A 13,895-nucleotide genomic window follows, 5' to 3' on the forward strand; every position below is an offset into this window, starting at 1 on the left:
ATGGCCGACGCAACGATCGTCACACCGGCTGCGCGGCGGGGCTTTCCGGTCCGCAACGCCGCGGTGCTGATGGCCGCCTGCGCCGCCGTCGGCTTCAGCCTGCTGCCGCTCTACATCATCCTCACCACCGCGCTCAAATCCGAGAACGCGATCTTCGCCTGGCCGCCGGACTGGCTGTTCGAGCCGACGCTCGACAACTTCTACAGCGCCTTCTTCGTCTTCGGCGGGCGCAGCGCCGCGCTGTTCATCCTGAACAGCGTGGTGATCACCGCCGCCAGCACGCTGGTCGCCGTCACCCTCGGGGCGATGGCCGCCTACGGCCTTGCCCGCTTCCGCTTCGCCGCCAACAAGCACCTGGCCTTCTACATCCTGTCGACGCGGTTCGCGCCGCCGGTGGCCTTCATCGTGCCGATCTACCTGATGGTGAACGGGGTCGGCCTGATCGACAGCCACATCGCGCTGATCCTGATCTACGCCAGCATGAACCTGTCCTTCGTCGTCTGGATCCTGCGCGGATTCTTCCTGGAGATCCCGATCGAGATGGAGGAGGCCGCGCTGGTCGACGGCTACACGCGCTGGCAGATCTTCTGGCGGGTCGCCCTGCCGCTGGTCCGGCCCGGGCTGGCGGCGACCGCCATCCTGTCGGCGATCTTCGCCTGGAACGAGTTCCTGTTCGCGTCGGTCCTCACCCAGACCGGCGCGGCCACCCTGCCGGTCTACCTGGCCGGCTTCTCCGCCTCGATGGGCCTGGCCTGGGGCGAATTCATGGCGGTCGGGTTCTTCGCCATCCTGCCGATCATGATCTTCACCATCGTCCTGCAGCGCCACCTGGTGCGCGGGCTGACCTTCGGCGCCGTGCGCTGACCATGGCCGAGGTCGCGTTCAGCCACGTCGAGAAGGTCTACCCGGACGGTACCCAGGCCGTGTTCGACCTCGAGCTCACGCTGGCCGACCGCGAGCTGCTGTGCGTGCTCGGCCCGTCCGGATGCGGCAAGTCTTCCACCCTGCGCATGCTCGCCGGCCTGGAAACGGTGACCCGCGGCGAGATCCGGATCGACGGCGCCCGCATCAACGAGGTCCCGCCGCAGCGGCGCGACATCGCCATGGTGTTCGAGAACTACGCGCTCTATCCGCATCTCAACGTGTTCGACAATCTGGCGATGCCGCTGCGCGCCCAGGGCGTCGAGCGGGCGGCGATCCGCAGCCGGGTCCAGGCCGTGGCCGAGACGCTGCAGATCACCGACCAGCTGCGCAAGCGGCCGTCGCAGCTCAGCGGCGGTCAGCGCCAGCGCGTCGGCCTCGGCCGCGCGATCGTGCGCACGCCGCGCATCTTCCTGATGGACGAGCCGCTGGGCCATCTGGAGGCGTATCTGCGGGTGCAGCTGCGTTCCGAGCTGCGCCGGCTGCACGAGCGCCTCGGCGCCACCACCTTCTACATCACCCATGACCAGGAGGAGGCGGCCGCCATCTCGGATCGGATCGCGGTGATGAGCGAGGGCCGGCTGCAGCAGACCGGCAGCCTGCTGGAGCTGCTCGACAACCCGGCGAACCGCTTCGTCGCGGAGTTCATCGGCAACCTGCCGATCAACATCCTGCCCGCCGCGTTGCGCGGCGGCGCCGGCAGCGTGGCCGTCGCGGTCGATGGCGCCAGCGTGGCGCTGCCGGCCGCGAAGGCGGCGATGCTGGCCGAGGCCGCGGCGGACACGGCCGCAGGCCTCGAACTGGGTATCCGCCCGGTCGACATGCGCCTGCACCGCCAGCCCGGACCGGACCGGATCGCCGCCACCGTGGCCGTGCTCGAACCGCAGGGCGACACCACCGTGGTGATCGCCGACGGCCCGGGCGGACGCATCAGTGCGGTCGCGGCCGACGACGACGTGCCGGCCGTCGGCACGGCGGTCTTCGCCGCGCTGGACGCCGACCGCATCCACCTGTTCGGTGCCGACGGCCGCAACCTGCTGGCTCGGACGGGCTGACGGCGATGACCGAAATCCGCTTCGAGAAGGTCGGCAAGAGCTTCGGCACCGTGCACGTGTTCAGCGACATCGACCTGACCTGCCCGGCGCACGCCTATCTGTGCCTGCTCGGTCCGTCCGGCTGCGGCAAGACCACGCTGATGCGGCTGGTGGCCGGGCTGGAGGCGCCCGATGCCGGCGACATCTACATCGGCGGCAGGCGCGTGAACGACCTCGCGCCCGCGGCGCGCAATGTCGGTTTGGCGTTCCAGAACTATGCGCTCTATCCCCATCTCTCGGTGGCGGAGAACCTGGCCTTTCCGCTGCGCGCGCCGATCCGGCGCAAGGACTTCAGCCCGGAAGAGGTCGCGCGGCGGGTCGACGAGGTGGCCGCGCTGCTGCGGATCGAGTGGCTGATGAAGCGGTCGGTCAACGCGCTGTCCGGCGGCCAGCAGCAGCGGGTCGCGCTCGGCCGCGCGCTGGTGCGCAAGCCGCCGGTGCTGCTGCTCGACGAGCCGATCACCCATCTCGACGCGCGGTTGCGCTATGAGATGCGTGCCGAGCTGAAGACACTGCACCGCCGGATCGGCACGACGACCATCCATGTCACCCACGACCAGAGCGAGGCGCTGGCCGTCTCCGACCTGATCGCGGTGATGAACGAGGGCCGGATCGAGCAGCTCGGTTCGCCGCAGGAGGTCTACCGCAATCCGCGCACCGCCTTCGTCGCCGGCTTCGTGGGCGATCCGCCGATGAGCGTGATCGAGGCCGAGCTGGTCGACGGAAGCGCGGTCAGTCTCGGCGGCCAGATCCTGCCGCTGCCCGCCCGGGTTGCCGGAGCACTGGCCGGCAATCGCGCGCCGGCCGTCAGGCTGGGCCTTCGGCCGGCGCAGGTGTCGCTCTGCCCCGACGACGCACCGGGCGCGGTGGCCGCGACCGTCTACGGACATGAGATGATCGGACGGAGCCTGCAGCTGATGCTGCAGATCGGCACTGCGATCGTGCGCTACCGCACCGAGGACGTCCGGCCCTGCGCGGTCGGCGACCGAGTTCGCTGCCGCCTCGATCTCAACGACGTCAGGCTGTTCTCGGCAGACACCGGCGCAGCCCTCGCAGCGCCGAAGGGCGACTGACGGCGGCTCGCGCGGTGAATGCGACCTGCCGTCGGGGCCGCCCTCGCGACAGCGACCGGGGCGGGCACGTTCTTGATTTGTCCGACGGCGCGGCGCAGGTTCTACCTTTGTCCTGTGTGATTGGGATTTTTTGACGAAAAGGCCGAATATGCCATTGGCCGCTGCCGGCGGCGGCCGGAGTGCGCTTCAGATCGCCAGATACTGCAGGCGCAGGTCCTCGTCGTCGAGGACGTCGCGGGCGGCGCCGTCGAACACCACCTCGCCCATGTCGAGGATGATCGCGCGGTCGGCCAGGTGCAGCGCGGCGATCGCGTTCTGCTCGACGATCAGGATGGTGAAGCCGAGGCCCTTGATCTCCTCCAGGATGCGCTCGATCTCGTGCACGATCACCGGGGCCAGGCCCTCATAGGGCTCGTCGAGCAGCAGCAGCTTGAGGTCGCGGGCCAGCGCGCGGGCCACCGCCAGCATCTGCTGCTCGCCGCCCGACATGGTGACCGCCTCCTGCCGCCGGCGCTCGGCCAGCCGCGGGAAATGCTGGTAGATGCGCTCGATCGACCAGCCGACCGGCGCGGCGATCTGGGCCAGCTTCAGGTTCTCCTCGACCGTCAGGCCGGGAATGATGCGCCGGTCCTCCGGCACAAGTCCGACGCCGAGGCGGGCCGCCTGGAACGCGTTCATCCGGTGCAGCGGCTGGCCGTCCAGCCAGATCTCGCCCTCCTTCAGCTCCGGGTTGGCCAGCCGGGCGATGGTGCGCAGGGTCGAGGTCTTGCCGGCGCCGTTGCGCCCGAGCAGGGCGACGATCTCGTGCTGGTTGATGTCGAAGCCGACGCCCTGGACGATATAGCTCTCGCCGTAGAAGGCCTTCATGCCGCGGCAGGAGAAATAGGCCCGCCCGCCCGCAGCGGGACCGGCGGCGGTGCGCCCGGCTTCGGCGACGTCGCTCATAGATGCGCCCCCCCGAGATAGGCTTCCTGCACCTTGGCGTCGCCCTTGATCGCCTCCGGCGGCCCCTCGGCGATCACCCGCCCCTGCGCCAGCACGGTGATCTTGTGCGCCAGCGAAAACACCACGTGCATGTCGTGCTCGATCACCACCTTGGTCACGCCGCGCTCGCCGATCTTCTTCAGCAGGTCGATGGTGGCATTGGTGTCGGCCCGCGACATGCCGGCGGTCGGCTCGTCGAGCAGCAGCAGTTTCGGGTTCTGCACCAGGCACATCGCCAGCTCCAGCCGGCGCTTGTCGCCGCGCGACAGCGTGCCGGCGTGGTCGTCCTTCTTGTCGCCCAGCCCGACGTCCTCCAGCATCGCCTCGGCCTGGTCGCGGATCTCGGCCTCGCCGTCGATCCGCCGCCAGCCGTGCAGGCTGAAGGCGCCGTAGCGCTTGGCGATCGCCGGGATCTTGACGTTTTCCAGCACGCTGAGGTCGCCGAAGATCTCCGGCGTCTGGAACACCCGCGCCACCCCGGCCTGGTTGATCCGGTGCGGCGCGATGCCGAGCAGCGAGTGACCGTCGCACATGACGATGCCGGTGTCGGGCTTGAGCCGGCCGACGAAGCAGTTCAGCAGCGTCGACTTGCCGGCGCCGTTGGGCCCGATGATGGCGTGGACGGTGCCGCGCTCGACGTTGAGGTTGACGTCGCTCAGCGCCTGCAGCCCGCGAAAATGCTTGCTGACGCCGCGCACCTCGAGGAAGGACATCGCCCCGGCCTCCCCTATTCCGCCGGCTGCCGGCCGGCGGTGGCGCCGTCCTTGGCGCGGCCGCCTTCGACCGCCGCAGGCGCCGATCGCGACCGCGACGCGCGCCGGCTGATGCGGCGGATGCCCTCGACCAGCCCGCCCGGCCAGAAGATCACGATCAGCATGAACAGCACGCCCAGCGTCAGCTGCCAGCCCTCGCCGACGAACAGGCCGATCACGCCGACCACCACCGATTCCACGCCGTCGGGCAGGAACGCGAAGGTGTCGTGCAGCAGCTGATCGTTGAACTGCGAGAAGATGTTCTGCGAGTACTTGATGATGCCGGCGCCCAGCACCGGGCCGACCAGCGTGCCGCTGCCGCCGAGGATGGTCATCAGCACCACCTCGCCCGACGCGGTCCACTGCATGCGCTCGGCGCCGGCCAGCGGGTCGGTCACCGCCAGCAGCGAGCCGGCCAGCCCGGCATACATGCCGGAGATGACGAAGGCGGCGAGCGTGTAGGGCCGGGTGTCGAAGCCGGTGTAGCGCATCCGGTTCTGGTTCGACTTGATCGCGCGCAGCGCCATGCCGAACGGCGAGCGGGTGATGCGCATGGCCACGTAATAGGCCAGGATCAGCATCGCCGCGCAGAAGTAGAAGCCCTCGTACCCGTTCATCGGCAGGCCGAACAGGTTGGTCGAAGGCAGGCCCTCGCCGGCCTCGACGAACATGGCGTCGATCACCCGCGGGTCCTCGCGCGTCAGCTGCAGCCCGGTCTCGCCGTTGGTGATCGGCGTCAGCACCGAATAGGCGAGGTTGTAGCACATCTGCGCGAACGCCAGCGTCAGGATCGAGAAGTAGATCCCGGTGCGGCGCAGGCTGACATAGCCGATCACCGCGGCGAACAGGCCGGCCAGCACCACCGCGAAGATCACCGCCGGGATGACGTTCATGGTCAGAAGCTTGAACGACCACACCGCGGTGTAGGAGCCGACGCCGAGGAAGGCGGCGTGACCGAAGGAGAGATAGCCGGTCAGCCCGAACAGGATGTTGAAGCCGACCGCGAAGATGCCGAAGATCGCGAACTTCTGCAGCAGGTCGGGATAGGCCGCGCCGATCGGCATCAGCCACAGCGGCATCGCCAGCACGGCGACCGCGAAGATCAGGAACCACAGGTGGTCCCGGCGCGAGGCGCTGCCGCCCATGGCTCAGCTCTCCATCATGCCCCGCCGCCCCATCAGGCCGCGCGGGCGCACCAGCAGGATGACCACCGCCACCAGGTAGATCACGATCTGGTCGATGCCGGGGAAGATCGCCTTGACCTCGTTCATCGAGGCGAAGGACTGCAGGATGCCGAGCAGGAAGCCGGCGACCACGGCGCCGGCCAGCGAGCCCATGCCGCCGGCCACCACCACCACGAAGGACAGCACCAGGAAGTCCATGCCCATGTGGTAGTCGGGCGACAGGATCGGCGTGTACATCGAGCCGGCCAGGCCTGCGACGATGGCGGCGATGCCGAACACGATGGTGAAGCGGCGGTCGATGTCGATGCCGAGCAGGCCGACGGTCTCGCGATCCTGCATGCCGGCACGCACCACCATGCCGAAGGTGGTGAAGCGCAGGAAGGCGAAGACGGCGCCGATCACCGCCAGCGAGAAGGCGAGGTAGACCAGTCGCCACCAGGGATAGACCACGTGGCTGCCCAGCCCGACCCACTCGCCGACGGCGGCGCTACCCGACAGCGCGTCCGGGGCCGGCGTCGGAATCGGGTTGGCGCCGAAGAAGGCCTTGATGATCTCCTGCAGCACGATGGCCAGGCCGAAGGTGACCAGGATCTGCTCGGCGTGCGGGCGCTTGTAGAAGTGCTTGATCAGGCCGCGTTCCATCACCAGGCCGAACAGCAGCATCAGCGGCACGGTCAGCAGCAGCGAGATCGGCACGGCGAGGTCGATGATGGTGTCGCCGGCGTCGCCGAACCACAGCCGCATATAGGGCTCTTCCTTGAACGCGGCGAAGGCGGTGATGCTCTCGTCCTTGATCTGCTTCGACAGGGTCAGCAGCTTGGCCACCGTCACCGTGCAGAATGCGCCGAGCATGAACAGGGCGCCGTGGGCGAAGTTGACCACGCCCAGGGTGCCGAAGATCAGGGTGAGCCCGAGGGCGATCAGCGCATAGGCGCCGCCCTTGTCGAGGCCGTTCAGGATCTGCAGGACGATGGCGTCCATCGGTCAGCGATACCCCACCCGTTCAGCGCTGGCCTGGCAGCGAAACCGGACCGGCGGCGGCGGAGGAGAGGAGAACCGCCGCCGATCCGTTTCGTCGGCCGGACGGCTCAGACCTCGTAGGGCCCGAGCTCGCCGCCGAAGATCGAGGAGTCGTACTCGACCTGGGCCCGCGGGACGATCTGCACGACCTCCAGCAGGTCGAACTGGCTGGTCGGGTTCTCGTTGCCGCGCACGACCAGCACGTCCTTGAAGCACTGGTGGTCCTCGCCGCGATACAGCGTCGGCCCGTTGCCCATGCCGTCGAAGTTGAAGTCCTCCAGCGCCCGGATCACCTCGGGCGGATAGAAGGTGCCGGCCATCTCGCACGCATTGGCATAGAGCAGCGCCTGCACGTAGCAGGTGTGCGCGGCCTGCGACGGCGGGAAGCCGTATTCCTGGCCGAACGACGAAACGAAGGCCTGCGAGCCGGCGTCCTGCAGCGACCAGTGCCAGTTGGTGGTGCCGAGGATGCCCTTGATCGCCTCGCCGGCGCCCTGCGCCATCAGGCGCGAATACAAAGGCACCACGATCTCGAAGTTCTTGCCGTTGACCTGCATGTCGCGCAGCCCGAACTGCACGGCCTGGGTCAGCGAGTTGACCATGTCCTTGCCGTAGTGGTTCAGGATCAGCACGTCGGCGCCGCTGTTCAGCACCGGCGTGATGTACTGCGAGAAGTCGCCGGCGCCCAGCGGGGTGCGCACCGTCTCCACCGTCTGCCAGCCCAGCGCCTCTGTCGCCGCCTTGATCGACTCCTCCTGGGTCCAGCCCCAGGTATAGTCGGCGGTCAGGTGATAGGCGCGGCGATCGTTGCCCATCTCGGCCTCGAGCACCGGGCCGAGCGCCTGGCCCGACATGTAGGCGTTGAAGAAGTGCCGGAAGCCGTAGCGGCGGCGGTCCTTGCCGGTGGTGTCGTTGGAGTGGGTCAGGCCGCACATGAAGACGACGCCCATCTCCTGCGCCAGGCTCTGCACCGCGACAGCGACCGCCGACGACGAGCCGCCGGAGAACATGATCACGCCGTCGGCCTCGATCATGCGCTTGGCCGAGGCCCGGGCCTCGTCGGCCTTGGTCTGGGTGTCGCCGGTGACGAACTCGACCCGCTTGCCGAGCACGCCGTTGCCGGTCAGCGACAGCGGCTGCATCGTGTTCAGCAGGCCGCCGTCGCCCTCGCCGTTCAGGTGCTTGACCGCAAGCTGGTAGGCGCGCAGTTCGTCGGCGCCCTCGTCGGCATAGGCACCGGTCTGCGGCACGTTGAAGCCGAAGGTGACGGTCGGGCTGTCCCCGGGGTTGTTGCGGAACTCCTGCGCCCACGCGCCGCGCGTGAACACCGTCGGCGCCATGCCGGCGCCGACCAGGCCCGCGCCGGCCTTCAGCACCCGGCGGCGGTTCCAGTGACCCTTGTTTGCAGACATGAAGTCCTCCCTTGCTGTTGCCCGGCGTGCCCGCGGCACGCGCCCGCGCTGCGGACTCCGGGTGGTTCTTCTTGTCGGCACCCTAGGACCGGTTCATGACAGTCCTCAACAACCGGTTGATACCATTGTGATTTTTTGTCAATATATCAGAGACGTGAAGTGCGATCTGTAAAAGAGTGAAAATTCCTCCAGACTCGCGGGTGGGTCATGGCGCGGATTCCGATCGGTTACCGCCTGCGTGAGCGCCGGCGGGCGCTGGGCATGACCCAGACCGAGCTGGCACAGGCGGTCGGCATCTCGCCCAGCTACGCCAACCTGATCGAGCACGACCGCCGCCAGATCGGCGGCGCGCTGCTGGCCAACCTCGCCCGCGTGCTCGGCCTCGACCTCGACAGCCTGACCGGGGCGCAGGAGGCGCGGCTGATCCAGGCGCTGGGCGAGCTGGCCGGCGACCCGGCGCTGCGCGGGCTCGACCTGCCGCCGGGCGATGCCGCCGACCTGGTCGCCCGTCACCCGGCCTGGAGCCGGGCGCTGCTGACCCTCTATCGCAGCCTGGTCGACACCCGCGGCCAGGTCGCGGCGCTGACCGAGCGGCTGAGCCAGGATTCGGTGCTGATGGACATCGGCCACCAGATCCTCACCCACATCACCTCGATCCGCTCCTCGGCGGAGATCCTGGAGGAGTTCACCGACCTCGACGATGCGCGCCGGCGCCAGTTCCTGGCGGTGGTCGCCGGCGAGAGCACGCGGCTCGCCGCCGCCGCGCAGGCGCTGTTCGCCTTCTTCAAGGACGCCAGCGCCGATGCACGCACCTCCTCGCCGATGGAGGAGGTCGACGACTTCATCATCGACAACCGCAACTACTTTCCCGCCCTGGAAGAGGCGGCCGCGGCGCTGCGCCGGCGGCTCGACGCGCCGGAACGGCTGGAGACGGCGGCGCTGGCCGCGCACCTGGAAGGCCGCCACGGCATCGCCTGCCGCACCGTCGCCGCCGGCGGAGCGGACGAGGCGGCGTCGGCCGCCGCCTGCCGCTACGACCGGGCGGGTGCGGTCATGCTGATCCCAGAGGGGCTGCCGGCGATGACGGTGCGCTTCCAGCTCGCCCACCTGGTCGCCGAGCTGGAGGCGGCAGACGCCATCGCTGCACAGGTGGCGGGCGCGCGCCTGAGCAGCGAGGAGGCGCGCCGCCGCGCCGAGCGGGCGCTGGCCTCCTATGTCGCCGGCGCCGTGCTGTTCCCCTACGAGGCGTTCCACGACGCCGCCACCCGCACCCGCTACGACATCGACGTGCTGGAGCACCGCTTCGGCGGCAGCTTCGAGCAGGTCTGCCACCGGCTGGTCACTCTGCGCCGGCAGGACCTCAGCGGCGTGCCGTTCGCCTTCATGCGCGCGGACCCCGCCGGCAACGTCACCAAGCGCTTCAGCATCCCCGGGCTCAGCCTGCCGCGCTATGGCACCGCCTGTCCGCTGTGGGCGATCTACCGCGCGCTGCAGGCACCCAACCAGACGGTGGCGCAGATGGCGTGCATGCCCGACGACAGCGCCTTCCTGTTCATCGCGCGCGCCATCGTCAAGCGGCCGCCCGCGCACCGGCGGCCGGGCACCGCGTTCAGCGTGATGATCTGCTGCGAGGCGCTGTATGCCGACCGCATCGTCTACGGCGACGGGCTCGACCCCGGCCGCCCGTCGCTGCTGACCCCGGTCGGCACCACCTGCCGGCTGTGCCCGCGCGACGACTGCGCCCAGCGCGCCTATCCGCGCGTTCTCGCCCCGGCATGAAACGGCCGGCGTTGCGGGCATGGCCAATCTGACCTACGCTTCACGCAACAAATTGGGGAGCGGCGCCCGCGAAGGCGCCGCCGGTTGGGGGAGTGAGCCGTGTGGGATCGTCGATCCTGATCGTCGAGGACGAGCCTTTTATCGTCGAATCCCTGCGCTTCCTGCTGGAGCGCGAGGGCCACACGGTGCAGGCAGTGAGGGACGGCGCCGCCGCGATCGCGGCGATCGACCGGGCGCGGCCGGACCTGATCGTGCTCGACGTCATGCTGCCCAAGCGCAACGGTTTCGAGATCCTGAAATGGGTGCGCGGCCATCGCACAGTCAGTGACGTCCCCGTGCTGATCCTGACCGCCAAGGGCCAGGACGCCGACCGCAGGAAGGCGGAGGAGTTCGGCGTGGACGCCTTCGTCACCAAGCCGTTCTCAAACCGCGACGTCATCCGCCAGGTCACCGACCTGCTCGCCGCCGGCCGGGCGCAGGCGGCGGCGCACTAGGCCAGCGGCGGATGCCGGCCGGATGACCAGGTTCACCCGCGCCAAGGAGGCGGCCTTCGTCGTCCCGCTGTTCGGGTTGTTCCTGCTGCTGCCGCCGATCCTGGCGCTGTTCGACACCGACAGCACCCTGTTCGGCATTCCGGTGCTGCACGTCTATGTCTTCGCGGTGTGGTTCGGCCTGGTCGCCGCCGGCTGGTGGCTGTCGCGCCGGCTCGCCGCCGGCGAGGCCGATGCGACAGGCGGCGACACGGCCGACAAGGGCCGGCCGGCCGACGGCCCGGACTGAGCGCCGTGCTCGACACCGGGCTCGTCCTCTTCACCGCGCTGTCCTATGTGGCGCTGCTGTTCGTGCTCGCCTTCCTCAGCGACCGCCGCGCCAAGGCCGGCCAGCGCGGCCTGCTCGGCTCGCCCGCGGTCTACACCCTGTCGATCGCGGTCTACTGCACCTCGTGGACCTTCTACGGCGCGGTCGGCTCTGCCGCGCGCAACGGGCTGGAGTTCGCGGCGATCTACCTGGGCCCGACCCTGGTGTTCATCGGCTGGTGGTTCCTGCTGCGCAAGCTGGTGCGGATCAGCAAGACCCACCGCATCACCTCGATCGCCGACTTCGTCTCCTCGCGCTACGGCAAGAGCACCTCGCTGTCGGTGCTGGTCACCCTGATCGCGGTGATCGGCACCACGCCCTATATCGCGCTGCAGCTGAAGGCGGTCACCATCAGCTTCGGCGTGGTCGCCCAGGCGGCCGGCAGCGTCGACCCCGACGGCTTCGCCGGCCCGCTGTTCGACACCGCCTTCTGGGTCGCCGTCGCCATGGCGGCATTCACCATCCTGTTCGGCACCCGCAATGTCGACGCCGACGAGCATCACCCCGGCGTCGTCGCCGCCATCGCCTTCGAATCCCTGGTCAAGCTGATGGCGCTGGTCGCCGTCGGCCTGTTCGTGGTGTTCGGGCTCGGCGGGGTCGGGCTGGCCGGCGTGATCGACGGCGCTGCGCTGGGCCGGGCGATGGACCAGCTGGTCCACCTGCCCGACGGCTTCGCGCCGCGCTGGATCACCATCACCTTCCTGTCGGCGACCGCGATCCTGTGCCTGCCGCGCCAGTTCCAGGTGACGGTGGTGGAGATCTCCAACGAGCGCCACCTCTACACCGCCTCCTGGCTGTTCCCGCTGTATCTGCTGCTGATCAGCCTGTTCATCATCCCGATCGCCGCGGCCGGGCTGATCACCCAGCCGGCCGGCGCCAATCCCGACCTGTTCGTGCTGACGGTGCCGATGTCGGAGGGGCAGAACGGACTGGCGCTGTTCGCCTTCATCGGCGGCTTCTCGTCGGCCACCTCGATGGTGATCGTGGCCTGCATCGCGCTGTCGATCATGATCTCCAACCACATCGTCATCCCGGTGCTGCTGCGGGTGCCCGGGCTGTCGGCCAGCCCGCGCTGGAACGTGAAGACGCTGCTGCTGGCCAGCCGGCGGATCAGCATCGTGCTGATCCTGCTGCTCGGCTGGCTCTACTACCGGATCAGCGCCCAGTCCGACGCGCTCGCCTCGATCGGGCTGATCTCCTTCGCCGGCGTCGCCCAGTTCCTGCCGGCGATGCTGGGCGGGCTGTTCTGGCGCGGCGGCACCGCGCGCGGCGCCATCGCCGGGCTCAGCGCCGGCTTCCTGCTGTGGGCCTACACCCTGCTGGTGCCCAGCCTGGAGCGCTCCGGCTGGGCCTTCGCCGGACTGATCGAGCACGGCCCTTGGAACGTCGCCCTGCTGCGGCCGGAGGCGCTGTTCGGCGCCGAGGGCTGGGACCCGCTGGTCCACGCGCTGTTCTGGTGCCTCAGCGCCAACGTGTTCTTCTACGTGGCGGTGTCGCTGCTCAGCGAGGCCAAGCCGCTGGAGCGCCTGCAGGGCACGCTGTTCGTCGACGTGTTCCGCAACCCGCCGGGCAGCGAACCGCGGGTGTGGCAGCGCTCGGCCGCGGTCGAGGACCTCTACATGCTGGCCCAGCGCATCATCGGGCCGGAGCAGGCGGTGCGCATCTTCCAGGACTATGCCCGCGGCCAGGGTGGCGGCGACAGCCTGCCCGACCCCGACCCCGAATTCATCGCCTTCGTCGAGCGCCAGCTCGCCGGCTCGATCGGCGCCGCCTCGGCGCGGGCGATGGTGTCGCGGGTGGCGACGGGCGAGACCATCAGCCTGGACCAGGTGATGAAGATCCTCGACGAGACCCAGCAGCTGATCGAGTACAGCCGCCGGCTGGAGGAGAAGTCGCGCGAGCTGGAACTGACCGCCGAGCAGCTGCGCAACGCCAACGAGCAGCTGAAGCGGCTGGACATCATGAAGGACGACTTCCTCAGCCGGGTCAGCCACGAGGTGCGCACGCCGATGACCTCGATCCGCTCCTTCTCCGAGATCCTGCTGGAGCTGAAGGATCTGGACAGCGAGCAGGCGCGCCGCTTCCTCGACATCATCGTCAACGAGAGCCAGCGGCTGACCCGCCTGCTCGACGAGATCCTCGACCTGAGCCGGCTGGAGAATGCCGACGTGCCGTGGCCGGTGCAGGTGTTCGACCCCGACGCGGTGCTGGCCGACGCCGTCGCCACCATGTCCGGCCTGGCCGAGCGCGCGGCCACCCGGATCGAGACGGCGCCGCCCGGCCGCGCCGCCCTGGTCCGCGCCGACCGCGACCGGCTGAAGCAGGTGTTCATCAACCTGCTGTCCAATGCGATCAAGTACAACGACGCCGCCGACCCGCGCGTCTCCGTGCGCAGCGAGGTGCGCGACGGCCGCTACCAGGTGCACATCGCCGACAACGGGCCCGGCATCGCCGAGGCCGACCAGGCGGTGATCTTCTCCAAGTTCGCGCGCGGCTGGGACGCCGGCGAGCGCAGCTCCGGCGGCAGCGGGCTGGGGCTGGCCATCGCCCGCCAGATCGTCCAGCAGTTCGGCGGGCGGATCTGGGTGGTGTCGACCAAGGGTGCCGGCGCCACCTTCTCGGTCAGCCTGCCGCTGGTGCGGGCCGAGGCGCGCGGCGAGACCCAGGCGGCATAGGGCGGCGCCGGCCCCCGGCGCAATCCGCGAGACAACGCCCCCGCCCGGGTATAATGTAGCAGCCGCATCTGCACATCTGCCGAGGGTCCGGCGGTGCGTCGCGGTTCCGTGCTCGCTTTCGCGTTCATCGCCGTGGGGCTCGT

12 protein-coding genes are annotated in these 13,895 nt (G+C 69.5%); 7 read left to right on the plus strand and 5 right to left on the minus strand.

What is annotated here, in order from left to right:
• Genes R3F55_00590 through R3F55_00600 form a run of 3 tightly spaced genes read left to right on the plus strand, consistent with a single transcriptional unit; the run spans window position 1 to window position 3,088 of the window.
• Window positions 1-864, plus strand: a complete 864-nt coding sequence (locus R3F55_00590; protein ID MEZ5665941.1) for a carbohydrate ABC transporter permease — start codon at window positions 1-3, stop codon at window positions 862-864.
• A 2-nt stretch (window positions 865-866) separates the two neighbouring features.
• Complete coding sequence (locus R3F55_00595) at window positions 867-1,976, plus strand: ABC transporter ATP-binding protein (GenBank protein ID MEZ5665942.1); 1,110 nt, start codon at window positions 867-869, stop codon at window positions 1,974-1,976.
• A 5-nt stretch (window positions 1,977-1,981) separates the two neighbouring features.
• Window positions 1,982-3,088 (plus strand): ABC transporter ATP-binding protein, encoded by a 1,107-nt coding sequence (locus R3F55_00600; protein MEZ5665943.1) that lies wholly within the window; start codon window positions 1,982-1,984, stop codon window positions 3,086-3,088.
• Window positions 3,089-3,274: 186 nt separating this feature from the next.
• Here R3F55_00600 and R3F55_00605 read toward each other — a convergent pair whose 3' ends face one another.
• The 5 genes from R3F55_00605 to R3F55_00625 all read right to left on the minus strand — a co-directional run bounded on the left by R3F55_00605 (window position 3,275) and on the right by R3F55_00625 (window position 8,440).
• Window positions 3,275-4,033, minus strand: a complete 759-nt coding sequence (locus tag R3F55_00605) for an ABC transporter ATP-binding protein (protein ID MEZ5665944.1) — start codon at window positions 4,031-4,033, stop codon at window positions 3,275-3,277.
• Window positions 4,030-4,785: an ABC transporter ATP-binding protein gene (locus R3F55_00610; protein MEZ5665945.1), complete on the minus strand. Its 756-nt coding sequence runs from the start codon at window positions 4,783-4,785 to the stop codon at window positions 4,030-4,032. The genes R3F55_00605 and R3F55_00610 overlap by 4 nt, the downstream gene beginning before the upstream one ends.
• A 14-nt stretch (window positions 4,786-4,799) precedes the next feature.
• Window positions 4,800-5,969, minus strand: coding sequence for a branched-chain amino acid ABC transporter permease (locus R3F55_00615; protein ID MEZ5665946.1), 1,170 nt, complete (start codon window positions 5,967-5,969; stop codon window positions 4,800-4,802).
• Window positions 5,970-5,972: 3 nt separating this feature from the next.
• Entirely contained in the window at window positions 5,973-6,989 is a 1,017-nt protein-coding gene (locus tag R3F55_00620; protein MEZ5665947.1) for a branched-chain amino acid ABC transporter permease, read from the minus strand.
• Window positions 6,990-7,096: 107 nt separating this feature from the next.
• Window positions 7,097-8,440 (minus strand): substrate-binding protein, encoded by a 1,344-nt coding sequence (locus R3F55_00625; GenBank protein ID MEZ5665948.1) that lies wholly within the window; start codon window positions 8,438-8,440, stop codon window positions 7,097-7,099.
• A gap of 207 nt (window positions 8,441-8,647) precedes the next feature.
• Between R3F55_00625 and R3F55_00630 the strand changes: the two genes are divergently transcribed.
• The 4 genes from R3F55_00630 (at window position 8,648) to R3F55_00645 (ending at window position 13,752) form a co-directional block, all read left to right on the plus strand.
• Complete coding sequence (locus R3F55_00630) at window positions 8,648-10,219, plus strand: short-chain fatty acyl-CoA regulator family protein (protein ID MEZ5665949.1); 1,572 nt, start codon at window positions 8,648-8,650, stop codon at window positions 10,217-10,219.
• A 92-nt stretch (window positions 10,220-10,311) separates the two neighbouring features.
• Window positions 10,312-10,713 (plus strand): response regulator, encoded by a 402-nt coding sequence (locus R3F55_00635; GenBank protein MEZ5665950.1) that lies wholly within the window; start codon window positions 10,312-10,314, stop codon window positions 10,711-10,713.
• 22 nt (window positions 10,714-10,735) lie between these two features.
• Window positions 10,736-10,999: a hypothetical protein gene (locus R3F55_00640; GenBank protein MEZ5665951.1), complete on the plus strand. Its 264-nt coding sequence runs from the start codon at window positions 10,736-10,738 to the stop codon at window positions 10,997-10,999.
• A gap of 5 nt (window positions 11,000-11,004) precedes the next feature.
• Window positions 11,005-13,752 carry a sensor histidine kinase gene (locus tag R3F55_00645; GenBank protein ID MEZ5665952.1) on the plus strand — a complete coding sequence of 916 codons (2,748 nt, stop codon included), beginning with the start codon at window positions 11,005-11,007 and terminating at the stop codon, window positions 13,750-13,752.
• Window positions 13,753-13,895 lie beyond the last annotated feature (143 nt).

This window comes from Alphaproteobacteria bacterium, assembly GCA_041396705.1.
Lineage (GTDB): Bacteria > Pseudomonadota > Alphaproteobacteria > CALKHQ01 > CALKHQ01 > CALKHQ01.